General features: G+C 54.8%; 18 protein-coding genes. 9 read left to right on the top strand and 9 right to left on the bottom strand.

Features of this window, described 5'->3' with window-relative positions; translation table 11 throughout:
• Window positions 1-89: 89 nt before the first annotated feature.
• The 9 genes from panD to thpR form a co-directional block, all read right to left on the bottom strand.
• On the bottom strand, window positions 90-470 hold the full coding sequence (panD, locus tag NA330_RS08120; protein ID WP_000621526.1) for an aspartate 1-decarboxylase: 381 nt from the start codon (window positions 468-470) through the stop codon (window positions 90-92).
• A 94-nt stretch (window positions 471-564) separates the two neighbouring features.
• Entirely contained in the window at window positions 565-1,419 is an 855-nt protein-coding gene (panC, locus tag NA330_RS08115) for a pantoate--beta-alanine ligase (protein WP_000905349.1), read from the bottom strand.
• A gap of 125 nt (window positions 1,420-1,544) precedes the next feature.
• Window positions 1,545-2,336 (bottom strand): 3-methyl-2-oxobutanoate hydroxymethyltransferase, encoded by a 792-nt coding sequence (gene panB, locus NA330_RS08110; protein WP_000805489.1) that lies wholly within the window; start codon window positions 2,334-2,336, stop codon window positions 1,545-1,547.
• A 120-nt stretch (window positions 2,337-2,456) separates the two neighbouring features.
• Entirely contained in the window at window positions 2,457-2,936 is a 480-nt protein-coding gene (gene folK, locus NA330_RS08105; protein ID WP_023241702.1) for a 2-amino-4-hydroxy-6-hydroxymethyldihydropteridine diphosphokinase, read from the bottom strand.
• Window positions 2,933-4,330 (bottom strand): polynucleotide adenylyltransferase PcnB, encoded by a 1,398-nt coding sequence (gene pcnB, locus NA330_RS08100; RefSeq protein WP_204355897.1) that lies wholly within the window; start codon window positions 4,328-4,330, stop codon window positions 2,933-2,935. Before pcnB ends, folK begins: the two co-directional genes overlap by 4 nt.
• Before the next feature lie 161 nt (window positions 4,331-4,491).
• Window positions 4,492-5,388: a tRNA glutamyl-Q(34) synthetase GluQRS gene (gene gluQRS, locus NA330_RS08095; protein ID WP_023138976.1), complete on the bottom strand. Its 897-nt coding sequence runs from the start codon at window positions 5,386-5,388 to the stop codon at window positions 4,492-4,494.
• A 68-nt stretch (window positions 5,389-5,456) separates the two neighbouring features.
• The gene (dksA, locus tag NA330_RS08090; RefSeq protein WP_001155232.1) at window positions 5,457-5,912 is read right to left on the bottom strand and encodes an RNA polymerase-binding protein DksA; all 456 of its coding nucleotides are present in this window, start codon (window positions 5,910-5,912) and stop codon (window positions 5,457-5,459) included.
• A gap of 176 nt (window positions 5,913-6,088) precedes the next feature.
• A complete protein-coding gene (sfsA, locus tag NA330_RS08085; RefSeq protein ID WP_000899412.1) occupies window positions 6,089-6,793 on the bottom strand; it encodes a DNA/RNA nuclease SfsA in 705 nt (234 codons plus the stop codon).
• A 16-nt stretch (window positions 6,794-6,809) separates the two neighbouring features.
• Window positions 6,810-7,340 carry an RNA 2',3'-cyclic phosphodiesterase gene (gene thpR, locus NA330_RS08080; protein ID WP_023241703.1) on the bottom strand — a complete coding sequence of 177 codons (531 nt, stop codon included), beginning with the start codon at window positions 7,338-7,340 and terminating at the stop codon, window positions 6,810-6,812.
• Window positions 7,341-7,412: 72 nt separating this feature from the next.
• On the opposite strand from thpR, the gene hrpB reads away from it, so the two are divergent.
• From hrpB to stfD, 9 genes are all read left to right on the top strand, one after another.
• Entirely contained in the window at window positions 7,413-9,842 is a 2,430-nt protein-coding gene (gene hrpB / locus NA330_RS08075) for an ATP-dependent helicase HrpB (RefSeq protein WP_023241704.1), read from the top strand.
• Window positions 9,843-9,982: 140 nt separating this feature from the next.
• The gene (mrcB, locus tag NA330_RS08070; protein WP_000918127.1) at window positions 9,983-12,505 is read left to right on the top strand and encodes a bifunctional glycosyl transferase/transpeptidase; all 2,523 of its coding nucleotides are present in this window, start codon (window positions 9,983-9,985) and stop codon (window positions 12,503-12,505) included.
• Window positions 12,506-12,797: 292 nt separating this feature from the next.
• Window positions 12,798-14,987: a ferrichrome porin FhuA gene (gene fhuA, locus NA330_RS08065; RefSeq protein WP_000113221.1), complete on the top strand. Its 2,190-nt coding sequence runs from the start codon at window positions 12,798-12,800 to the stop codon at window positions 14,985-14,987.
• Window positions 14,988-15,035: 48 nt separating this feature from the next.
• Window positions 15,036-15,833 (top strand): Fe3+-hydroxamate ABC transporter ATP-binding protein FhuC, encoded by a 798-nt coding sequence (fhuC, locus tag NA330_RS08060; protein WP_023203640.1) that lies wholly within the window; start codon window positions 15,036-15,038, stop codon window positions 15,831-15,833.
• Window positions 15,833-16,723 (top strand): Fe(3+)-hydroxamate ABC transporter substrate-binding protein FhuD, encoded by an 891-nt coding sequence (gene fhuD / locus NA330_RS08055; RefSeq protein WP_001205359.1) that lies wholly within the window; start codon window positions 15,833-15,835, stop codon window positions 16,721-16,723. The genes fhuC and fhuD overlap by 1 nt, the downstream gene beginning before the upstream one ends.
• A 14-nt stretch (window positions 16,724-16,737) precedes the next feature.
• Window positions 16,738-18,777, top strand: a complete 2,040-nt coding sequence (gene fhuB, locus NA330_RS08050; protein ID WP_095500916.1) for a Fe(3+)-hydroxamate ABC transporter permease FhuB — start codon at window positions 16,738-16,740, stop codon at window positions 18,775-18,777.
• A gap of 940 nt (window positions 18,778-19,717) precedes the next feature.
• Window positions 19,718-20,278 (top strand): fimbrial major subunit StfA, encoded by a 561-nt coding sequence (gene stfA / locus NA330_RS08045; RefSeq protein ID WP_001090554.1) that lies wholly within the window; start codon window positions 19,718-19,720, stop codon window positions 20,276-20,278.
• A gap of 85 nt (window positions 20,279-20,363) precedes the next feature.
• On the top strand, window positions 20,364-23,021 hold the full coding sequence (locus NA330_RS08040; RefSeq protein ID WP_023241706.1) for a fimbrial biogenesis outer membrane usher protein: 2,658 nt from the start codon (window positions 20,364-20,366) through the stop codon (window positions 23,019-23,021).
• Between the two features lie 17 nt (window positions 23,022-23,038).
• A complete protein-coding gene (gene stfD, locus NA330_RS08035; protein ID WP_000982721.1) occupies window positions 23,039-23,791 on the top strand; it encodes a fimbrial chaperone StfD in 753 nt (250 codons plus the stop codon).
• The last annotated feature ends 9 nt before the right edge of the window (window positions 23,792-23,800 follow it).

Genomic DNA, 23,800 nt, shown 5'->3' with positions numbered 1-23,800 from the left:
AATAAATAATATTATTTATTGGTGATTTAAAAAAAAGACAACCCATCCCAAAATATGTTTTTCTGGAAGGGTTGTCCTATTATTGAAAATCAGGCAACCTGTACCGGAATAGCTTTCGCGGTGCGCTTCATTTCGTTGTCGCCTTCAAAATAGGCCACTTTCGGACGCCATGTACGCGCTTCTTCATCAGACATGGTGACGAAGCTGGCGATAATCACAATGTCGCCAACTTCGGCGCAGTGCGCCGCCGCACCGTTCACCGAGATGATTCTGGAGCCGCGTTCAGCCGCAATCGCATAGGTTGAGAAACGTTTCCCATTGGTCACGTTCCAGATATCAATCGCTTCGTTTTCCAGAATACCGGAGGCATCAAGGAAATCCTGGTCAATGGCACAGGAACCTTCGTAGTGCAGGTCCGCCTGCGTGACTTTTACGCGGTGGAGCTTGCCTTGCAGCATGGTGCGAATCATAACTTCTTTACCCTGTCGTTTACCTTGGCTAAGCAGGCGCTTGTGGCCTGCTTTGGAAATTCTCAGGCAGTATTGCCCGATTTTTAACCCCTGTCTACTGGGCTAATGTAACGCTTTGATTATCGATCAGACGCGCCTGACCCAGCCAGGCGGCGGCCAGAATCACTGCGCGTTTGCTGGTTTCCGTCAGCTCCTGCAGCGTGTCGGCATCACGGATTTGAATGTCGTCGGCACGGAAGCCTTTTTCATTCAGTTCCTGTTCGGCAATGGCAATAATCTCTTGCAGCTCACGATTACCCGCAATCAGTTTTTCAGCGATGCTATTCATCACGTTGTGTAGACCCGGCGCAATTTTGCGCTGCTCTGCGGTCAGATAACCGTTACGTGAGCTGAGCGCCAGACCGTCTTTGGCGCGAATAATCGGCACGCCGACGATCTCAATGTCATAACTCATATCCGCCACCATTTTGCGGATCAGCGCCAGTTGCTGGAAATCCTTCTCGCCAAAGCAGGCGATATCCGGCTGGATCAGGTTGAACAGCTTGCTGACGATAGTCGAGACGCCGCGGAAGTGGCCCGGACGGCTGGCGCCTTCCAGCATGGTAGAGAGGCCGGGAACATCAACGTACGTCTGGCCTTCCAGCCCCTGTGGGTAGATTTCCTCAACGGCTGGCGCAAAGACATAATCGACTTTGCGTTTGTTCAGCTTTTCACAATCTTCCTGCAGCGTGCGCGGATAACGCACCAGATCGTCCGGCCGGTCAAACTGCATCGGGTTGACGAAAATGCTGACGATCACCACATCAGCCCGGGCTTTTGCCTCATCGACCAGCTTCATATGGCCGTCGTGCAGGTTGCCCATGGTGGGAACCAGTGCGACGCGTTTACCTTCCTGACGCAGACGACGAATATGCTGGCGCAGCAGCGGCAGGGTTTCAATGATTAGCACAACAAAACTCCTTGAGTTGCTTGATGATCCTGCCCGATGGCGCTGCGCTTATCAGGCCTACATCCGTTGAGGATCTGTAGGCCGGATAAGACGCGTCGCGTCGCCATCCGGCACGGTCAGAAAAATTAGTGAAAGCTGTGTTCTTCGCCCGGATAAACGCCGGACTCCACTTCAGCCATATACTGCCGTACAGCGGCGCGCATGTCGCCCGCCTCGGCAAGGAAATTTTTCGCGAATTTGGGAATATGGCCGCCGGTGATGCCAAACGCATCGTGCATCACCAGGATCTGACCGTCGGTGACGTTGCCCGCGCCGATGCCGATCACCGGAATCGACAGCGCTTCCGTGACGCGCTTCGCCAGCTCAACCGGCACGCACTCCAGCACCAGCAGTTGAGCGCCAGCCGCTTCTAAAGCCAGCGCGTCATCCAGCAGCACTTGTCCGGCGTCGCCGCGGCCCTGAATTTTATAGCCGCCGAAGATATTCACCGACTGGGGCGTTAGCCCCAGATGACCACAAACCGGTACGGCGCGTTCGGTGAGCATTTTCACCGTATCAACCAGCCAGGCGCCGCCTTCAATTTTGACCATATTGGCCCCCGCACGCATCACGATAGCCGCGTTTTCACATGCCTGTTCCGGGGTGGCGTAAGCCATAAACGGCAGGTCGGAGAGCAATAGACAGTTGGGCGCGCCACGTCGCACGGCACGAGTGTGGTAAGCGATATCTTCCACGGTGACCGGCAGGGTGGAGTCGTGCCCCTGAATCGTCATGCCCAGCGAGTCGCCAACCAGCATCACATTGATACCTTCGTCGGCAAATAACTTAGCGAAGCTGTAGTCGTAGGCGGTAATTGTCGCGAAGCGTTTTTTCTCTTGCTTGCATTTCTGCAGCAGTGAAATAGTGGTGGGTTTCATAACGTTTCCTGATGGTAAAAGTTATATTTCCCGGCATTCTAACAGTCATATTCAGGGGGGCAATTGATTTAAGCAATCGTTTGGCGCTAAAGCAGTAAACGCTAAAGGGGAGGCGATGTTTTACCAGTGGGCGGGTTTTGCAGCACCAAGATGGGTGAGATGCTGATGCAGGCTGATACCATCCGGAAAGATCAGATCAGGAGCGATTTCAAACAGCGGCCACAGCATAAAGCCGCGGTTTTTCATATCGTAGTGCGGCACGGTCAGACGGTCGGTGTTAATGACTTCATCGCCAAACAGCATAATGTCGAGGTCCAGCGTGCGCGGCCCCCAGCGTTCGGCTTTGCGCACCCGGCCCTGTTGCAGCTCAATGCGCTGGGTATGGTTAAGCAATTCTTCGGGGGCGAGGGCGGTATCCAGCGCCACCGCGGCGTTCAGGTAGTCCGGCTGATCCTGTGGGCCAAGCGGCGGCGTGCGGTAAAACGAAGACACCGTGACGATACGGCTATAGGGAATGTCGGCGATAGCCTTCAGGGCGGCATTGACCTGCTCCAGCGGAGAGGCCAGATTACTGCCAAGCGCGATATACGCGATCGTCATACGGTGCCCTCGCGGCGCGGCGCGCGTTTGCGCGGACGTGAACGGCGGCGGCGTGGAGCAGGATCGTCGTCCAGCTCGTTGAGCATCCCTTTTTGTTCCGGCGGCGCGGAAGCCTGAAACTCGGCCCACCACTGCGCCAGACGTTGCAGTTCAGTATTATTTTCCACCTGAGCGCGCAGCTCCAGTAAATCAAACGCGGCGCGGAACTTGGGATGTTCCATCAGTTTCCAGGCGCGTTTGCCCTGACGTCGCGACATCCGTAACTGAAGCTGCCAAATATCACGGGTAAGTGTGGTCAGACGTTTCGGGATCGCCAGTGAACGGCAGGCCTCATCCAGCACGTCATTCATGGCCAGCGCGAAAGCGTCGTAATAGGCCAGACCGCTCTCCTGAGCGATTTTTTGCGCCATCTCCAGCAGCGGATACCAGAACATGGCGGCAAACAAAAATGCCGGATTAACGCGCATCTCGTTACGGATGCGGTTATCCGTATTCTTCAACACCTGCGCAATGATGCGTTCCATTGCGCTGTCGCCGTTTTCGGTGAAATAACGCGTAATGGTAGGAAACAACGGCTGGAAGAGGTTGTATTCCCGCAGTTGTTGATAGGTTTCAAAACCGTTCCCCGCCTGCAACAGCTTCAGCGACTCTTCGAACAGGCGCGCGGGAGGAATGTCGTTTAGCAAGGTAGCCAGACGCGGGATTGGCTCAGCCGTTTCAGGGCTGATACGCATATTGAGCTTCGCAGCGAAACGCACGGCGCGCAGCATCCGAACCGGATCTTCGCGGTAGCGCGTTTCCGGATTGCCGATCAGGCGAATCACGCCTTCTTGCAGATCCTGCATTCCGCCGACGTAATCGCGCACGGTAAAATCCGCTACGCTGTAGTAAAGGCTGTTGATGGTGAAATCGCGGCGCTGGGCATCTTCTTCGATAGAGCCGAAGATATTATCGCGCAGCAGCATACCGTTTTGCCCACGCTGGGAGGTTGTACGGTCGCTTTCACTGCCTTCATGATGACCACGAAACGTTGCCACTTCGATAATTTCCGGGCCAAACATCACGTGAGCCAGGCGGAAACGACGCCCCACCAGACGGCAATTGCGGAATAATTTCCGTACCTGATCCGGTGTTGCGTTGGTGGTCACGTCGAAATCCTTCGGCTTTTTGCCGAGCAGGAGATCGCGGACGCCGCCGCCGACCAGGTAGGCTTCATAGCCCGCTTTGTTCAGCCTGTACAGTACCTTGAGGGCATTTTCACTGATATCTTTGCGGGAGATAGCGTGCTGTTCACGCGGGATAATCGTCATATGTGGACGGGCGACGGCTTGTTCTGCCTCGCTCTCCTCGCGGCTTAACACCTTACGGCAAAAATTAGCGACTCGGGTAAAAATAGCGCACCTCGGTAGTGTCATACATTAATAAGATCAACTTACTCTATGTCTTTCGCATTACGGCAGACGGGCGTAAGAGAGCAACGCGACCTGGGCTGTAAGCATCATTAACGCCGCAGCAATGCGAAAGACGATGAGCAAAAATAGCGGCTAATCATAGCTCAGCGAGACGCATTTGAGAATGCCGGATTTACATTAGCCGATGTGGGTACGGCTGTAAGCCTCCAGTGCGTCACTGCAAAGCGCAGCAACTCCTCAACAGACATCTCCTGCCACGCTACGACGTCGCGTTGGCCTAAAAAGCGCAATGCCTGGACCAGTACCGGGCGCGGATCGCCTGTCGCAAGCGCAGGGGCATGATTTTGTTTGGAAAGTTTAGCGCCTTGTTCGTTGAGCGCCAGCGGAAGGTGCACGTAACCAGGCGCACGCCAGCCAAACTGTTTATACAGAGAAAGTTGTCGGACAGTGGGTTCGATTAAATCTGCGCCGCGGACGATCTCCGTCACCCCCTGAAAATGATCGTCGACCACCACGGCCAGATTATAAGCAAACAGTCCGTCGCGGCGGTGGATAATAAAATCTTCGCTCGCCAGCTGTGGGTCAGCCTGGATGTCGCCGCGCAAGGCATCATAGAAATGCATCACCGGATGCTGCTGTTTAATTCTGACGGCGGCATTCTCCGGCCCGTGGCATAACGTCCGGCAATGGCCGTCGTAAATACCGCCCAGACGCTGAATGCGCGAGCGGGGGCAAGTGCAGTAGTAGCTCAGTCCCTGCTCATGAAGCCAGGCCAGCGCCTCGCGATAAGCCTCATGACGCTGTGATTGCCATAAGACCTCGCCATCCCAGTGCAGGCCGTAATGTTCCAGCTGGCGCAGAATGGTCGCTGCGGCACCGGGAACTTCACGTGGGGGGTCGATATCCTCTATGCGAACGCGCCAAATTCCGCGTTGCGCACGGGCTTGTAGATAGCTGCCGAGGGCGGCGATTAACGAGCCGAAATGCAGTTCGCCGGATGGCGACGGCGCGAAACGGCCAATATAGTGTGAGTCAGTCATGCTGCGGGCAATAAAGAATAAGGCGGGAAAACTCCCGCCTGTCATAAATAGGGTAGAAACGAACGGGATTAACCCGCCATCTGTTTTTCGCGAATTTCAGCCAGCGTTTTGCAGTCGATGCACAGATCGGCTGTTGGACGCGCTTCCAGGCGGCGGATACCAATCTCCACTCCGCAGGACTCGCAATAACCGAAGTCTTCATCTTCCACTTTCTTCAGCGTCTTCTCGATCTTTTTGATCAGTTTGCGCTCACGGTCACGATTACGTAACTCCAGGCTAAACTCCTCTTCCTGCGCGGCGCGATCGACCGGATCGGGGAAGTTGGCGGCTTCGTCCTGCATGTGCGTCACAGTGCGATCGACTTCATCCCGGAGTTGATTACGCCATGCTTCAAGAATACGCTTGAAGTGCGATAGCTGGGCTTCGTTCATATACTCTTCGCCCGGTTTCTCCTGGTACGGCTCCACCCCAGCGATGGCGAGAATACTCAGGGACGATGTTTTACGGTTTTGCCCTTCTTGCATGTTGCTTCTCCTTAACACGCACTATCGATCCCCATGTTCGGGGGAAAATCAGGTCGCTATAAATAGCAGATGCTTTTCCGGATAGCAATTATCTAAACGTAACACTTGACAACCCTGTGAGGAAAAGCGTATTTACGCACGCGGCCAGAATACTTAATAATCAGGCTGTTATTCCACTACAACGTTATGGGTACTGGTTCGTTCAGTTCCATTTTTTGGGCTGAAAGTTCTGCTTTATAAGCTAAAACTTCCACGCCTTTATTCTGAGCCTCGCTCAATAGCTGCGCGTATTTTATATCGATATGACGTGCGGGTGAAAAACGTGTAATGGCGGAGTGCAGCACCGCGAACACCACCACCGCGCGATGACCTGCCGCCGCAACGCCCATCAACTCCCGAAGATGTTTTTGCCCTCGTTCGGTGATGGCGTCGGGAAAATAACCGTTTTCTTTTTCCGCTAACGTGACCGATTTCACTTCAATATAGCAGTCCGGGCGGAAATCTGCCTGTAACATAAAATCTATACGGCTGCGCTCGGCGCCATATTTGACTTCACTTTTCAGAATATTGTACCCCGCCAGCGCCGGCAGGCGATTCTCCTGAATCGCTTCTTTCGTTAGCTGGTTCGCCCGCAGCGTATTCACGCAAATGAATGCGCCGGATTGCGTTTCAGTCAATTCCCAGGTATGCGGATATTTGCGTTTAGTATTTTCTGATGTCGAATACCAGACGGTATCGCCAGGCGTGGCGCAGCCGGTCATCGCGCCGGTATTAGGACAGTGCAGCGTAAGCGTCGTACCGTCAGGGGTGATCACATCGGCTAAAAAACGTTTATAGCGCTGAATCAGCGTAGCGCGTTGTAAAGGGGGGGAGAATAGCATCGACATTCCTTCATTATTATTCGCCCAGCGTCCAGCGCTGCAGCTCGGCATAGCGGGTACGGCCTTGCCCATACGAAGAGGCGTAAAGCGCAAACGACGTGACCGGAAATGACCAGCAAAAGCCCGGCGGCGGGATAGCCACCGTATGGCTGGCGTCGCGCAGCAGCGTAATATGCGGGTGAAAAGGCTGCGGGCTTTGGTAACAACCGCTGCGGGCGGCCTGCGCGCGCAACATATTAGCCAACTGCAACAACCCGCGCGGCGGCTGGCGCATCCCCAGCCACACCACACGTGAACGCAGCCACTGACCGGCGTCATCCAGATGTAGCGTAAAGCCCGGCTGGCGAATTCGTCCGGCCAGTTGCGCAAGCGCGCGCTGCTTATCGTTACTGACGTCGCCTAAAAAGGCCAGCGTCAGGTGCAGGTTCGCCGCTGCCACGGGGCGTCCGTCTTCAGACGCAAAATGGGCGGCGCGCCAGGCGATAATTTGCGCGCGCGCGTCGTCGGGTAAGTCAATCGTAAAAAACAGCCGTTTTGGCTCAGACATAGGGATACTCGGTTATGGATTAACACGATGCTACAATGCGGCGCAAAGAAAGTTAACCCCGTGGAGCCGTTTGTGACGTCATTGCCCGTTGCCGCCGTATTGCCTGAATTGTTGACAGCCCTAAAAACCGCGCCGCAGGTTTTGTTGTCCGCGCCTACCGGGGCGGGGAAATCCACCTGGCTGCCGTTGCAACTCCTGCAACAGGGGCCGGTTGCTGGAAAAATTCTCCTGCTTGAACCGCGTCGTCTGGCGGCGCGTAATGTCGCCCAGCGTCTGGCGGAAGCGTTGAATGAAAAGCCTGGCGAAACGGTAGGTTACCGGATGCGCGCGCAAAGCTGCGTGGGGCCGCGTACCCGGCTGGAAGTGGTGACCGAAGGCGTATTGACCAGAATGATTCAGCGCGATCCCGAATTACGCGGCGTGGGGCTGGTGATACTGGATGAATTTCATGAGCGCAGTTTACAGGCGGATTTAGCGTTGGCGCTGTTGCTGGATATCCAGCAAGGGCTCCGTGACGATCTCAGGCTGTTAATCATGTCAGCGACGCTGGATAACGACAGGCTTTGTCAGCGACTGCCTGATGCGCCGACGATCGTCTCGGAGGGGCGCGCGTTTCCCGTGGAGCGACGTTATCAGCCGCTTGCGGCGCATTTGCGTTTTGATGAAGCCGTCGCGATGGCGACAGCGGAACTGCTGCGCAATGAAAACGGTTCGCTGCTGCTATTTTTACCCGGTGTAGGCGAAATACAGCGCGTTCATGAACATCTGGCGTCGCGGGTAGGGAGCGATGTCCTGCTTTGTCCGCTGTATGGCGCATTGTCTCTGGAGGCGCAACGCAAAGCGATTGTTCCCGCCCCCGCCGGGATGTGTAAAGTGGTGTTGGCGACTAACATTGCCGAAACCAGTTTGACGATTGAAGGGATTCGTCTGGTTGTCGATAGCGCTCAGGAGCGCGTGGCGCGATTTGACGCGCGAACGGGACTGACGCGGCTGGTTACGCAGCGTATCAGTCAGGCATCAATGACGCAGCGCGCGGGGCGCGCCGGACGACTGGCGCCGGGTATCTGTTTACATCTGCTGGCCAAAGAACAGGCGGAGCGGGCGGCGGCGCAAAGCGATCCGGAAATCTTACACAGCGACCTTTCCGGTTTATTGATGGAGGTGTTGCAGTGGGGATGTCACGATCCGGCATCGCTTTTCTGGCTGGACAGGCCGCCGGAGGTGAATCTTCAGGCCGCCCGCCGTTTATTATTGATGTTAGGCGCGCTGGAGGGCGAGCGATTAAGCGCGCGGGGGCGGAAAATGGCGGCAATGGGTAACGATCCGCGCCTGGCGGCGATGTTAGTCAACGCCGACGAGGGCGACAGCGCCGCCACCGCCGCCATGCTCGCGGCCATCCTTGAGGACCCGCCGCGCGGCGGCGGTACGGATTTAAGCGTGCTATTTTCGCGGCGACAGCCGGGCTGGCAGCAGCGTAGCCAGCAGCTTTTAAAACGGCTGCAGGTGCGTAATGGCGAGCCGGATAGCGCGCTTATTATGCCGCTGTTGGCCAGAGCGTTTAGCGACCGCATCGCGCGGCGTCGTGGTCAGGAAGGGCGCTATCAGTTAGCCAATGGTATGGGCGCGATGTTAGATGCGGATGACGCGTTGGGACGTCATGAATGGCTGATCGCGCCGCTGTTGCTGCAAGGTAGCGCCTCGCCGGACGCCCGAATATTGTTGGCGCAGCCGCTGGATATCGCCTCGCTGATTCAGGCGTGTCCTGATTTACTGCGCCAGTCTGACACGGTTGAATGGGACGAAGCGCAGGGAACGTTGAAAGCGTGGCGCAGAATGCGTATTGGACAGTTGACGGTTAACGTTCAGCCACTGGCGAAGCCGTCTGAAGAGGAGCTTCATCAGGCGATGCTGAACGGCATCCGCGATAAAGGTCTGGCCGTCCTTAACTGGACGCCGGAAGCGGAGCAGTTCCGTCTGCGTCTACACTGTGCGGCGAAATGGCTGCCGGAATATGACTGGCCTGCCGTGGATGAGGCGTCGCTGCTGGCGACTCTGGAAAACTGGTTGCTGCCGCACATGACAGGCGTACAGTCGTTACGGAGTCTGAAATCTCTGAATGTGACTCAGGCGTTACGGGGACTGCTTGACTATGCCATGCTGCAACGTCTGGATAGTGAACTGCCTGGGCATTACACTGTGCCGACGGGAAGCCGAATAACGATTCGTTATCATGAAGATAACCCGCCCGCTCTGGCGGTCAGAATGCAGGAAATGTTCGGCGAAGCGAAGACCCCAACCATCGCTCAGGGCCGCGTGCCGCTGGTGCTGGAACTGCTTTCGCCTGCGCAGCGACCGCTACAGATTACGCGCGATTTAAGCGCTTTCTGGCAGGGGGCGTATCGCGAAGTGCAAAAAGAGATGAAGGGCCGTTACCCCAAACATGTCTGGCCGGACGATCCGGCGAATACGGCCCCAACGCGGCGCACGAAGAAGTATTCGTGACGTGTTATACGTTGCCTCGAGGCCGGATAAGGCGTTAATCGCCATCCGGCAAAAGGGTAAATTGAGAGATTTCTTCTTCTGTCGTCTGGCGGAAGAATAGAGAATCGGGCCTTTGCGCCTGTATGTTGCGGAGAAAAAGCATGGCGGGGAATGACCGCGAGCCGATTGGACGTAAGGGGAAACCGTCACGTCCTGTGAAACAAAAGGTGAGCCGTCGTCGGCAGCATGACGACGATTATGATGATGACTATGAGGATGAAGAACCGATGCCGCGTAAAGGTAAGGGCAAAGGGCGTAAGCCTCGTGGCAAGCGCGGCTGGCTGTGGCTATTGCTAAAACTGTTTATCGTTTTTGTGGTGCTATTCGCCATTTACGGCGTCTATCTGGATCAAAAAATCCGCAGCCGTATCGATGGCAAGGTCTGGCAGCTTCCGGCGGCGGTATATGGTCGGATGGTGAACCTTGAGCCAGACATGCCTGTCAGCAAAAACGAGATGGTGAAATTGCTGGAAGCGACGCAGTATCGTCTGGTGACGAAGATGACCCGTCCCGGCGAATTTACCGTGCAGGCCAATAGCATTGAGATGATCCGTCGTCCGTTTGACTTCCCGGACAGCAAAGAAGGGCAGGTGCGCGCGCGGCTGACATTCAGTGACGGGCGTCTGGAAACCATCGTCAATCTGGATAACAACCGCCAGTTTGGCTTCTTCCGTCTCGATCCGCGGCTTATCACCATGCTTTCTTCGCCAAATGGCGAGCAGCGTTTATTCGTCCCGCGCAGCGGTTTCCCGGATCTGCTGGTCGATACGCTGTTGGCGACGGAAGACCGTCATTTCTATGAGCATGATGGCATTAGTCTTTACTCTATCGGGCGTGCGGTGCTGGCCAACCTGACGGCGGGACGCACGGTGCAGGGGGCCAGTACGCTGACCCAGCAGCTGGTGAAGAACCTGTTCCTCTCCAGCGAAAGATCATACTGGCGTAAAGCGAATGAAGCCTACATGGCGCTGATCATGGATGCCCGTTACAGTAAAGATCGTATTCTTGAGCTGTACATGAACGAGGTCTACCTCGGTCAAAGCGGGGACAATGAAATTCGCGGTTTTCCGCTGGCGAGCCTGTATTACTTTGGTCGTCCGGTAGAGGAACTGAGCCTCGATCAGCAGGCGTTACTGGTGGGGATGGTAAAAGGGGCGTCGATTTATAACCCGTGGCGCAACCCGAAACTGGCGCTGGAGCGTCGTAACCTGGTGTTACGCCTGTTACAGCAGCAGAAAATCATCGATCAGGAACTCTATGACATGCTGAGCGCGCGTCCGCTTGGCGTACAGCCGCGCGGCGGCGTTATTTCACCGCAGCCAGCGTTTATGCAGATGGTTCGCCAGGAACTGCAGGCGAAGCTGGGGGATAAAATTAAAGATCTTTCCGGCGTGAAGATCTTCACCACCTTTGACTCCGTGGCGCAGGATGCCGCAGAAAAAGCCGTTGTCGAAGGCATTCCGGCGTTGAAGAAGCAGCGTAAATTGAGCGATCTGGAAACTGCGATGGTGGTGGTGGATCGCTTTAGCGGCGAGGTGCGCGCGATGGTTGGCGGGGCGGAGCCGCAGTATGCCGGCTATAACCGTGCCATGCAGGCGCGCCGTTCCATCGGGTCGCTGGCGAAACCGGCGACCTATCTGACCGCGTTAAGTCAGCCGAACTTATACCGTCTGAACACCTGGATTGCCGATGCGCCGATTTCTCTGCGCCAGCCGAATGGTCAGGTCTGGTCGCCGCAGAACGACGATCGTCGCTACAGCGAAAGCGGGAAAGTGATGCTGGTGGATGCGTTAACTCGCTCAATGAACGTACCGACGGTCAATCTGGGGATGGCGTTAGGTCTACCGGCGGTAACCGATACCTGGACGAAGCTCGGCGTGCCGAAAGATCAGCTCAATCCGGTTCCGGCGATGCTGTTAGGAGCGCTGAACCTGACGCCGATCGAAGTGGCGCAGGCGTTCCAGACTATCGCCAGCGGCGGAAATCGCGCGCCGTTATCAGCGCTGCGTTCGGTTATTGCGGAAGATGGTAAGGTGCTGTACCAAAGTTATCCGCAAGCTGAACGCGCCGTACCGGCACAGGCGGCTTACCTGACGCTCTGGACAATGCAGCAGGTCGTCCAGCGTGGTACGGGGCGTCAGCTTGGCGCGAAATATCCAGGTCTGCATCTGGCGGGTAAAACCGGGACGACAAACAACAATGTCGATACCTGGTTTGCCGGTATCGACGGCAGCCAGGTGACTATCACCTGGGTAGGCCGTGATAACAACCAGCCGACGAAATTGTACGGCGCCAGCGGCGCGATGGCGATTTACCAGCGCTATCTGGCGAACCAGACGCCGACGCCTTTAGTTCTGACGCCGCCGGAAGATGTGGTGGATATGGGCGTTGATTACGACGGTAATTTTGTCTGTAGCGGCGGTATGCGCACTCTGCCGGTCTGGACGGACGATCCAAATACGCTGTGCCAGCAGGGCGAGATGATGCAGCAGCAACAGCAGCCGTCAGGCAATCCGTTCGATCAGTCGTCTCAGCCGCAGCAGCCTGCGCAGCAACAGCCGCCGAAAGAAGAGAAGAGCGACGGCGTTGCCGGCTGGATTAAGGAGATGTTCGGCGGCAATTAATCACGGTAATAGTGCCGGGTGGCGCTGTGCTTACCCGGTCTACACCGTTACGACCCCATTATGTGCGACGTAGGCCGAATAAGACGCTTACGTCGCCATCCGGCAAATCCCCTATAAATAACATTTCAGTCTAATTTATTAACCCTTCCTTTTCATCTGGTTATTTCTTAACCCCTTAGTTTTCGTAGGGCCGCGTATCGCTTGCCATTGCGACGATATTTCGCCTATCATGCTGCGGTTATAATAATAATTATCGTTTACGTTATCATTCACTTTCATCAGAGATATACCAATGGCGCGTCTTAAAACTGCTCAGCCAAACTCTTCACTGCGTAAAATCGCAGTTGTAGTAGCCACAGCGGTTAGCGGCATGTCTGTCTATGCACAGGCGGCGGTTCAACCGAAAGAAGAAACCATTACCGTAACCGCAGCGCCTGCCGCGCAGGAAAGTGCCTGGGGACCGGCTCCGACCATCGCCGCGAAGCGTTCCGCCACTACCACCAAAACTGATACACCTATCGAAAAAACGCCACAGTCGGTTTCGGTGGTCACTAACGAAGAGATGCAGATGCATCAATTCCAGTCAGTAAAAGAAGCGTTGGGTTACACGCCGGGCGTAACGGTAAGCAGTCGCGGCGCTTCCAATACCTATGACTTCGTGATTATCCGTGGCTTCTCTTCCGTCGGCCTGAGCCAGAATAACTATCTGGATGGCCTGAAATTGCAGGGGAACTTCTACAACGATGCGGTTATTGATCCCTACATGCTTGAGCGTGTTGAGTTGATGCGTGGCCCAACGTCCGTTCTCTATGGTAAGAGCAACCCGGGCGGTATCATTTCGATGGTTAGCAAGCGGCCGACTACTGAGCCGCTGAAAGAAATTCAATTCAAAATGGGGACGGACAATTTGTTCCAGACCGGTTTTGATTTTAGTGATTCTCTGGATGACAACGGTGAGTTCTCATATCGTCTGACGGGGCTGGCGCGTTCGACAAATGAGCAGCAAAAGAGTTCTGAGTCGCAGCGCTATGCGATTGCGCCCTCTTTTACCTGGCGTCCTGATGAGAAAACGAATTTTACGTTCCTTTCTTATTTCCAGAACGAACCAGAGACCGGCTACTACGGCTGGCTGCCGAAAGAGGGAACGGTTGAACCGTTACCGAATGGTAAACGTCTGCCAACGGATTTCAACGAAGGGGCGTCAAACAACACCTATTCTCGTAACGAGAAAATGGTGGGATACAGTTTCGAGCATGGCTTCAACGACACTTTTACCGTGCGCCAGAATTTACGTTTTGTCGAAATGAAAACCGCGCAAAAAAGCGTCTATGGCACGGGGATTGCGGCGGACGGCCATACGCTTAACCGCGGTACTATCGTTGACAACGAGCGTTTACAGAATTTCAGCGTAGATACACAACTGGAAAGTAAATTCGCGACCGGCAATATTGATCATACGTTGTTGACGGGTGTCGATTTCATGCGTATGCGTAATGATATTAACGCGACGTTTGGTAGCGCGCCGTCAATCGATCTCTATAACAATTACCATCCTGAATACTTTGCTTTCGGCGGCGCTGAGCCGTACCAGATGAACGAAAGTAAACAAACAGGCCTTTATGTTCAGGATCAGGCGGAATGGAATAAGTGGGTATTTACTCTCGGCGGCCGTTATGACTGGTCTAAACAAGCGACAACGGTGCGTCAGAATTCCACTACACCGACAGAAGGATATATTGAACGTAATGACCACCAGTTCACCTGGCGCGGTGGCGTAAACTACGTATTCGATAATGGAATTTCACCTTACTTCAGCTATAGCCAATCTTTCGAGCCAAGCGCCTTCGATTTGTGGAGCACCCCACGCGTTTCTTACAAGCCGTCAAAAGGCGAGCAATATGAAGCAGGGGTGAAATATGTACCGAAAGACATGCCGGTTGTTGTTACGGGGGCCGTTTATCAGCTGACCAAAACCAATAACCTGACCGCCGATCCAACCAACCCATTAGCGCAGGTGCCGGCAGGCGAAATTCGTGCGCGAGGTGTAGAGCTGGAAGCCAAAGCAGCATTGACGGCTAACATCAATATGACGGCGTCTTACACTTATACTGATGCTGAATACACGAAAGACACTAACCTGAAAGGGAATACGCCAGAGCAGGTGCCTGAACACATGGCGTCGTTGTGGGGCGATTACACCTTCAACGATGGTCCGTTGTCAGGTTTAACGCTGGGAACAGGCGGTCGTTTTATTGGTTCCAGTTACGGCGATCCGGCCAATAGCTTCAAGGTAGGCAGCGCAGCGGTGATGGATGCGGTCGTCAAGTACGATCTGGCGCGTTTTGGTATGGCGGGCTCCAGCATTGCGGTTAACGTTAATAATCTGCTCGACCGCGAATACGTCGCCAGCTGCTTCCAGACCTACGGCTGTTTCTGGGGCGCAGAACGTCAGGTCGTTGCAACGGCAACCTTCCGTTTCTAATTTCTTTTTGGGCACGGCTTGCCGTGCCCGTTTTACAAGTTGGCTGCGATGCAGGAAAACCACATTCATTCCGATACCACCTTTGCGCTGCGAAGCGTCGCCTTTCGTGTGCCGGGCCGCACGCTTTTACACCCCCTCTCGTTAACGTTTCCCGCAGGTCGCGTCACCGGACTTATTGGCCATAATGGTTCCGGTAAATCCACGCTGTTAAAAATGCTGGGCCGCCATCAGCTGCCTTCCGAAGGGGATATTCTGCTCGACAATCAGCCGCTGGCGAGCTGGAGCAGCAAGGCGTTTGCCCGCAAAGTTGCCTATCTGCCTCAACAATTGCCGCAGGCGGAAGGAATGACGGTGCGCGAACTGGTGGCGATTGGCCGCTATCCGTGGCACGGCGCGCTGGGACGCTTTGGCGTCGCGGACCGGGAAAAAGTAGAAGAGGCGATTACGCTGGTCGGCTTAAAACCGCTGGCGCATCGTCTGGTAGACAGCCTTTCCGGCGGCGAGCGCCAGCGCGCGTGGATTGCCATGCTGGTCGCGCAGGACAGCCGTTGTTTGCTGCTGGATGAGCCGACGTCAGCGCTGGATATCGCCCATCAGGTTGACGTGCTGGCGCTGGTGCATCGCTTAAGCCAGCAGCGCGGGCTGACGGTGGTTGCGGTGCTGCACGATATCAACATGGCGGCCCGCTACTGTGATTATTTAGTCGCGCTACGCGGCGGTGAAATGATTGCGCAAGGAACGCCTGCGGAACTGATGCGCAGTGAAACGCTGGAGAAGATTTACGGTATCCCGATGGGTATCCTTCCGCATCCGGCGGGCGCCGCACCTGTGAGTTTTGTGTATTAATGCGTGATTTATATCCTCTTACTCGCCGCCGTTTATTAACGGCGATGGCGCTCTCGCCGCTGCTGTGGCAAATGAATACGGCGCAGGCTGCCGCTATCGATCCCCGCCGGATTGTGGCGCTGGAGTGGCTGCCGGTTGAGCTGCTGCTGGCGCTCGGTATTACGCCTTATGGCGTGGCGGACGTGCCAAATTATAAGCTGTGGGTTAGCGAACCGCCGTTGCCGGATTCGGTGATTGATGTGGGTCTTCGCACTGAACCCAATCTCGAACTACTGACGGAGATGAAGCCGTCGTTTATGGTCTGGTCGGCAGGGTACGGACCCTCGCCGGAGAAACTGGCGCGGATCGCGCCGGGGCGCGGGTTCGATTTTAGCGACGGCAAAAAGCCGCTGGCGGTAGCCCGACGCTCGCTGGTTGAACTGGCGCAGACGCTGAATCTGGAAGCTGCGGCAGAAAAACATCTGGCGCAATACGATCGCTTCATCGCCAGCCAGAAGCCGCATTTTATCCGCCGCGGGGGGCGTCCGTTACTGATGACGACGCTTATCGATCCGCGGCATATGCTGGTGCTCGGCCCGAATTGCCTGTTCCAGGAGGTGCTGGACGAGTATGGCATTGTCAATGCCTGGCAGGGTGAAACCAACTTTTGGGGCAGTACGGCGGTTAGCATCGATCGGCTGGCGATGTATAAAGAAGCGGATGTGATCTGCTTCGATCACGGGAATAGCACCGATATGAACGCGCTGATGGCAACGCCGCTGTGGCAGGCCATGCCGTTTGTCCGCGCCGGGCGTTTTCATCGGGTGCCCGCCGTTTGGTTCTATGGCGCGACCCTCTCCACGATGCATTTTGTCCGCATCCTGAATAACGTGTTGGGAGGCAAAGCGTGAGCAGAAAACGTGAAATGCCGGATGGCGGCGCGAAAAGCGTCTTATCCGACCTACGGTTCGGGTGCTTTGTAGGCCGGATAAGGCGAAGCCGCCATCCGGCGTTGCTGTTATTGGCGCTGTTTGTTGCCGCCTGCTGGCTGACATGGGTTAACTTCTCCGTTGCGCTACCGCGCAGCCAGTGGCAACAGGCTATCTGGTCACCGGATATCGACATCATTGAGCAGATGATTTTTCATTACAGCCTGCTGCCAAGACTGGCGATTTCGCTACTGGTGGGCGCGGGGCTTGGGCTGGTAGGCGTCCTGTTCCAGCAAGTATTGCGTAACCCGCTGGCGGAACCGACCACGCTGGGCGTGGCGACCGGCGCGCAATTGGGGATCACGGTGACTACGCTATGGGCGATTCCCGGCGCGCTGACCACACAGTTTGCCGCCCTGACGGGAGCCTGCATTGTCGGCGCGCTGGTGTTCGGCGTGGCGTGGGGCAAACGTCTGTCGCCGGTAACCCTAATCCTCGCCGGGCTGGTGGTCAGCCTCTATTGTGGCGCAATCAACCAGTTACTGGTGATTTTCCACCACGATCAGTTGCAAAGCATGTTTTTATGGAGCACCGGAACGCTAACGCAAACCGACTGGAGCGGCGTGCAGCGTCTGTGGCCGCAGTTGCTGGGCGGTGTGATGCTCACATTATTGTTGCTACGTCCGATGACGCTGATGGGGCTGGATGACGGCGTTGCGCGTAATCTGGGTCTGGCGCTGTCGTTAGCGCGTCTGGCGGCGCTGTCGTTGGCGATTGTGTTGAGCGCGCTGCTGGTCAACGCGGTGGGCATTATCGGTTTTATCGGCCTGTTTGCGCCGCTGCTGGCGAAAATGCTTGGCGCAAGACGTCTGCTGGCGCGCCTGATGCTGGCGCCGCTCATTGGGGCGCTTATTTTATGGCTATCCGATCAGATTATCCTTTGGCTCACCCGCGTATGGATGGAGGTCTCCACCGGTTCAGTGACGGCGCTAATCGGCGCGCCGCTGCTCCTGTGGCTGCTGCCGCGGCTTAAAAGCATGAGCGCGCCGGATATGAACGCCAGCGATCGTGTGGCGGCGGAGCGTCGGCATGTCCTCGCTTTTGCCGTTGCCGGTGGCGCGCTCCTGCTGCTGGCAACATGGGTCGCGCTCTCTTTTGGTCGCGACGCGCACGGCTGGACGTGGGCGAGCGGAACGCTGCTTGAAGAACTGATGCCGTGGCGCTGGCCGCGGATACTGGCGGCGTTAATGGCGGGCGTCATGCTGGCGGTGGCGGGCTGCATTATTCAGCGTCTGACCGGTAATCCAATGGCCAGTCCGGAAGTGCTGGGGATCAGTTCCGGAGCCGCGTTTGGCGTGGTGTTGATGCTGTTTTTGGTGCCGGGGAATGCCTTCGGTTGGCTACTGCCCGCCGGAAGCCTGGGCGCGGCGGCGACACTGTTGATTATTATGATAGCCGCCGGGCGCGGCGGTTTCTCGCCGCAACGGATGTTGCTGGCGGGGATGGCGCTCAGCACCGCGTTTACCATGCTGCTAATGATGCTCCAGGCGAGCGGCGACCCGCGGATGGCGGAAGTATTGACCTGGATCGCAGGATCTACCTATAACGCCACTGGCGGGCAGGTTACGCGAACCGCGATCGTGATGGTAATTTTGCTGGCAATTGTGCCGTTGTGTCGCCGCTGGTTAACGATTTTGCCTCTGGGCGGCGATGCTGCGCGCGCGGTGGGCATGGCGCTTACGCCGTCGCGTATCGCGCTGCTGGCGCTGGCGGCTTGTTTGACGGCAACCGCGACGATGACCATTGGGCCGCTGAGTTTCGTTGGACTGATGGCGCCGCATATTGCGCGGATGCTCGGTTTTCGCCGGACGATGCCGCATATGGTCATCTCGGCGCTGGCAGGGGGCGTTTTACTGGTCTTTGCCGACTGGTGCGGCAGGATGGCGCTATTTCCGTATCAGATCCCGGCGGGACTGCTTTCAAGCTTTATTGGCGCGCCGTACTTTATCTATTTGCTACGTAAACAGAGTCGGTAAAAAAAGCTGTGCCACATTTATGTCGGGTGGCAGCCATGCTCAACCCGACCTACAAATTACACAATATCAATATGTTGTGGCAATATTTTGTAGACCTAAAAATCGCTGAACGCTATCAGCGTGCGAAAGCTGTCCTGTCACGTTTTATCGAGGGAACTCTGCTTGTATGTTCAGCAAGAAGCAGGTGTTATTTCTGTATCGATAAGTCATGTGCTATTTCAGTGGCGCGCCGCTGTCTCCTGAACAGGGTGACTAATTTCAACATATCCAGGCCCGAAACGTTGATGATAAATTGCGGCATGATCTATCCAATAATAAGAATTACCGGTTTCGGTATTAAGCCTTTTTAAATATTAAGATGTGGATGCCGCATCTTTAATGCATCCCGTAAATCAATTTTAATTTAATAATAAGTTTTCATTATAAAACTTCGATAATAAAATATTGTTTTTTTATCGAAGTAATAAAAAACAACTCTATTAAAATAAATTAATTGCCACGAGTAAACAAAAAAAATGTAACTTAGCATTTTTTGATTTTTTTAATGGAATTTATACCAAAAATAAATCTTATGCATCATTGCTATATACTCAGTACTGTAATTCTGATCTTTTTTTATTCATTTTGACATGTTTATTGTTTTTTCGGCTCTCCCGTCTTGCTTGCTTTGTTTGTTTTTTGAACGGTAAAAAATATTTATTATTTAATGCTGATGATCCTTTAAATAAAAAACGCTTGTCTTTGGGGTTTTAATGGAAAATACTTTGCCGCGCCTAAGGGATGTTATTTATTAACGTGTTGTTTGCTTCTTTTGAATGTTGCATCGGGAATTTCATAACTCGTCATATAATATATATCTACCCATATAAACATGGGGTATTGAGTATAGCTCCATGTGAATAGCGTAAAAATACTCACCAACTTTTAATAAGGATGAAAAATGAATACAGCAGTAAAAGCTGCGGTTGCTGCCGCACTGGTTATGGGTGTTTCCAGCTTTGCCAATGCTGCGGGCAGTAATACTGGTACGGTTACTTTTACCGGTACTATTGAAGATTCACCGTGTTCAATCGTGGTTGGCGACGAACACCAGACCGTTAACCTGGGCCATATCGGTACCGGTTCTCTGATGGGCGGTAAAGAATCTTCAAAAGTCGATTTCCATATCGGTCTGGAAAACTGCGCATTCACCACTGAGAAAGAAGCGTCTACCGTTTTCTCTGCCATCGGTAACGAATCCAGCGCTAATCCGGGCAGCGTTGCGCTGATGCGTATCGGCGGCGGCGAAATGGCGGGTTCCAGCATTGTTATCGGCAACCACCTGGGTTCTGCGATCAAATTGGGCGACGCTTACAGCGAAAACCTGACGATGAACGGCAGCGTTGCGGCGGCGAAACAGACTCTTAACTTCAAAGCCTGGGTGAAAGGCGATTCCGCTGCCACCACTATCGATACCGGCGAATTCAGCAGCACCGTAAACTTCACGATCAGCTATCTGTAAGTGAAATATCATCCTGCGGCAGTCTGCCGCAGGATAATGCTCAAAGTAAAAAAATAGATTATATATTTCAGGGATAGATTGTCTGATGGCTCACTATAAAAAATTTCGTCTGAGCACGCTTGCGGCCGTGGTGGGTATTGTTCTGGCTGTCGGTCCGGAAAATAGCTATGCGGAAGCGCCCATTCAATTTAATACCCGATTTCTTGATGTTAAAGATGATGCCAGCCTGGATCTCTCCCGTTTTTCCCGTAAAGGCTACATTATGCCGGGGAGCTATCATCTCCAGGTGCTGGTCAATCAGAGTCAAATTGCCCAGGATAATATTATTACGTATTCCGTTGATAATAACGATCCTGATAATACATATCCCTGTTTATCGCCTGAACTGGTATCGCTGCTGGGGTTAAAACCTGAAATAGCAGATAAAATGATCTGGATAAATGCCGGTCAGTGTCTGCAACCAGATCAACTGGAAGGGATGGAAACCCAAACGGATTTAAGCCAGTCAACGCTGACGGTGATTATTCCGCAGGCGTATCTGGAATACAGCGATGAAGAGTGGGATCCACCTTCCCGCTGGGATGAAGGGATTCCCGGCGTGTTATTTGACTACAACGTTAACAGCCAGTGGCGACATGCTGAACATGATGATGGCGATGAATATGACATCAGCGGCAACGGCACGGTGGGTGCCAACCTCGGCGCGTGGCGTTTGCGCGCGGACTGGCAGGCTAACTATCGTCACGAAAATGACAGCGAAGATAAAGACAACTTTGGCTCCAGTTCCGAACAGAACTGGGACTGGAACCGCTATTACGCCTGGCGGGCGATCCCGCAGCTCCGGGCACAGCTAACGCTGGGCGAAGGATCGCTGGAATCCGATATTTTCGACGGCTTTAACTATGTTGGCGGCAGCCTTATTACCGACGATCAGATGTTACCGCCTAATCTGCGCGGCTACGCCCCGGATATATCAGGCGTGGCGCGCACCAACGCCAAAGTCACCGTGACCCAGCGCGGGCGGGTGATTTATGAGTCGCAGGTCCCGGCAGGGCCGTTTCGCATTCAGGATATTAATGAAACGGTATCCGGCGATCTACACGTCAAAATTGAAGAACAAAGCGGTCAGGTGCAGGAATATGACGTCAGCACCGCCTCCATTCCGTTTCTGACCCGTCCCGGCCAGGTGCGCTACAAGTTGGCAGCCGGGCGACCGCAGGACTGGGATCACAATATGGAAGGCGGCTTTTTCACCTCAGCCGAAGCCTCCTGGGGGATCGCTAACGGCTGGTCGCTGTACGGCGGCGCCATCGGCGAGCAGGATTATCAGGCGCTGGCGTTAGGACTGGGGCGCGATCTGGCGCTGCTGGGCGCGTTTTCCGTCGATGTCACCCATTCCCGTGCGACGCTGCCAGAGGGTAGCGCCTACGGCGACGGCACCATTCAGGGTAACTCGTTCCGTGCCAGCTACGCTAAAGATTTTGATGATATAGACAGCCGTCTGACGTTTGCTGGTTATCGCTTTTCCGAAGAAAACTACATGACGATGGACGAGTTTATCGATACGCATAATGACGATAACGATCGTCAGCGCACCGGCCACGATAAAGAGATGTATACCCTGACGTACAGCCAGAACTTTTCGGCAATAAACGTCAACGCCTATATCAACTACACCCATCGCACCTACTGGAACCAACCCAACCAGGACAGCTATAACCTGACGCTGTCGCACTATTTCGATGTCGGCGAGGTGCGCGGGATCAGTCTGTCGGTGAACGGTTTTCGCAACGAATATGACAATGAACGTGATGACGGCGTGTACGTCTCGCTGAGTATTCCGTGGGGCAACAACCGCACGCTGAGCTACAACGGCTCCTTTAGCGATGACAACAACAGCAATCAGGTCGGCTATTACGAGCGCATTGACGATCGCAATAACTACCAGATCAACGCTGGCCGCGCGGATAACGGCGCGACTCTTGACGGCTATTACCGTCATCAAGCGAGCTATGCCGACATTGACGTCAGTGCGAACTATCAGGAAGGCGACTATACCTCCGGCGGGCTGAACATCCAGGGCGGCGCGACGCTGACTGCTAAAGGCGGGGCGCTGCACCGCACCAGCGTCAACGGCGGCTCGCGGCTGATGGTGGATGTCGGCGATGAAGCGAACGTACCCATCTCCGGCTACAGCACGCCGGTATATACCAACGCGTTTGGTAAAGCCGTCATTGTCGACGTCAACGACTACTACCGCAACCAGGTGAAAATCGACATTACCCAGTTGCCGGAAGACGCGGAAGCAACCCTCTCCATTGCTCAGGCGACCCTGACGGAAGGGGCGATCGGTTATCGCCGCATGGAGGTGCTCAGCGGTAAAAAAGCCATGGCCAGTATCCGCCTGCGCGATGGCGGCACGCCGCCCTTCGGCGCGGAGGTTTACAACAGTCGCCAGCAACAGTTAGGGATCGTAGGTGAAGACGGCAGCGTTTATCTGATAGGCATTAACCCCGGCGAGCGGTTGCAGGTGACATGGGAAGGTAAAACGCAGTGTGAAGCGGCGTTGCCCGATCCGCTGCCGGGCGATCTGTTTAGCGGCCTGCTGCTGCCGTGCATCGGCGACGCTTCATCACCTGAGGCAACGCAGCCTGCAGAGAAACCATTACTCCAGCTTCATACGCAGCGGCGGACGTCTTCAACGCAACCCGAAGCGCTCTCTTCTCGTTATCCAACACATTGATTCAGGAAATCGCATTCATGATGCCATTAAAACGTTATAACCTGGCCGCTGTTTTGCTGCTTTTGCTGGGCGGCTACGGTAGCGCTCAGGCCGCCATCGCGCCCGATCGCACCCGCCTGGTGTTTCGCGGCGAAGATAAATCGATAAGCGTCGATCTGAAAAACGCCAACAGCAAACTGCCCTATCTGGCGCAGTCCTGGGTGGAAGATGAGAAGGGCGTCAAAATCACCTCGCCTTTAATCGTCGTCCCACCGGTCCAGCGCATTGAGCCGTCGGCAATCGGACAGGTCAAAATTCAGGGGATGCCGGCGCTGGCGTCGCTCCCCAAGGATCGGGAAACCCTTTTTTATTACAACGTGCGCGAAATTCCGCCGCAAAGCGACAAGCCCAATACGCTGCAAATTGCCCTGCAAACGCGCATCAAAGTTTTTTACCGCCCGCAGGCGCTATCGAAAATCGATATGCAGCATCCCTGGCAATACAAGATCACCCTTCAGCGTCAGGGCAATGGCTATCAGGTGAGCAATCCGACCGGTTACTACGTGGTGTTAAGCAACGCCAGCAACCGCATGGACGGCACACCAGCCAGAGGCTTTAGCCCTTTAGTGATTGCACCAAAAAGCAACGTGACGCTGGGAGGGGACGCCAGTGAATTAGGTCACTCGCCTGTGCTGACTTACGTCAACGATTATGGCGCGCGGTTACCGCTGATTTTTAACTGTACTGACAATAGTTGTGCGGTAGATGAAGCAAAAAGCAGAAAGTCGTAACCGACAAGG

Origin of the sequence: Salmonella sp. NW722, assembly GCF_051702785.1 — a bacterium.
Taxonomy (GTDB): domain Bacteria; phylum Pseudomonadota; class Gammaproteobacteria; order Enterobacterales; family Enterobacteriaceae; genus Salmonella; species Salmonella enterica.
The sequence above is the reverse complement of the archived record's forward strand: the minus strand, read 5'-3'. Positions and strand labels throughout refer to the sequence as shown.